This is a genomic window from Acinetobacter sp. YH12072 (genome assembly GCF_013419565.1).
Classification (GTDB): Bacteria; Pseudomonadota; Gammaproteobacteria; order Pseudomonadales; family Moraxellaceae; genus Acinetobacter.
In genome coordinates, this window is sequence record NZ_VOZV01000088.1 from 1 (window position 1) to 1482 (window position 1482).

The following is a 1482-nucleotide window of genomic DNA, read 5'->3' on the forward strand; positions in this document are numbered from 1 at the left end:
TGTTATGCACCAATTAAAATGTCTATGCGATAAACCATTTAAAATGTCCTGTTTTTAACTGCAAGAGTCAAGCACAGGATTTAAATTTCTTTGTTCAATAACAGCTTTCTGAGCTTTACGACTCGGCATACTTTTCTTGAGACGGGAACGTTTATTTTGTTTTTCCAACTCTTCATGCTGTTGCTGGATATGCGCCAGAACCGAGCCTAATCTTTTATTCTCAACCACTTCATTCTGCTGTAGTCCAGCCAGTTTATTGAAGACACTATAGTTGATCTTCCGTCCTTCATGCATGATCGCCACAGTGCCATCCGGGTACTCCAGAAATGAAATGTATTGCCCAACAAGCTTATGATTCAGCTCTGTCGGTTCAAGCAGATAAATACACTTGTCATAGGTGATGGTGAGGTTCTTCGTGACCTTACGCGGTTCCTGCCAGGTGAATATATCCTCCAGCTCAGCATCAGACTCTGTTAGCGGACGATGTAAGTTCTTTGAATTTCGCGCACACTTGGCGAACTTCTGGTTGAAATGCTCAATAAAGCAGGGTAACCAGGCATTGGCTTCGGCAATTGAACTGATGCCTTCCAGACGCATCTCCTTGATCAAACGGTCTTGAAGGGTTCTATTCGCGCGTTCTACGCGACCTTTAGCCTGTGGGGAGTTGGCAAAGATAATATCAATGTTTAACTCATTCAGAATCCGGCCAAATTGCGTGATCTTGCTGTCCTGGCTCGATTTCTGGTTCACTCGGAAGACCGAATGTTTATCGCTATAAAAGGCCAGAGGCTTACCGTATTGTTCAATGTAGGCTCGGGTTGAAAGCATATAGTCGAAGGTCGTTTCTGCCTCACAGAAGCGCAGATGCAACAGCTTTCCAGTGGCATCATCGATATACACCAATAAACAGCACTTAGCAGCGCGTCCTTCGAACCAGTCATGATATGAGCCATCAATCTGGATCAGCTCACCGAAGCAATCACGGTTATAACGTGGCTGATATGGACGTTTAAGGCGCTTGGATCGCGGAATCCAGAGGTCATTTGCAGTCATCCAGCGCCGAAGCGTTTCTACCGGGATATTCAGGTCAAATATGCTGCTGAGCTTCTCATGGGCCAAGGTAGGTCCAAATCCCAGCAGATGTTCGGAAATAATGGAAAGACATTTTGATTTTAATAAATCATCATGGCGACGATGGCCAGGTTGACCACGGCTGGCATGCGCCATACCTGAAACACCATCTTGATTGAGCTTCTGTAATAACCGGGTAATTTGACGGGTTGAAAGATTAAGGATTTCAGCGGCACGGACTTGTGTAATACGATGATCTCGAACGTCTTGCAGAACAGCAAGACGTTGAATTTCTTTGTCAGACATAGTGATCAGCATCTATATTTCATATCCAGTCCATGATGTTTAAACCATCATAAACCAGACATTTTTATTGGTGAGAATATAGACACTTTAAATGGGTTCTAACAT

General features: G+C 44.1%; 1 protein-coding gene. It reads right to left on the reverse strand.

The genetic code is table 11. The features are described from left to right. Positions 1-54 precede the first annotated feature (54 nt). On the reverse strand, positions 55-1389 hold the full coding sequence (locus FTU19_RS16115; protein ID WP_015060273.1) for an ISNCY family transposase: 1335 nt from the start codon (positions 1387-1389) through the stop codon (positions 55-57). Positions 1390-1482 lie beyond the last annotated feature (93 nt).

What these genes read in the sequence shown, in the direction of transcription:
- FTU19_RS16115 (WP_015060273.1), bottom strand. Translation starts at nt 1,389, where the DNA reads ATGCTGATCACTATGTCTGACAAAGAAATTCAACGTCTTGCTGTTCTG.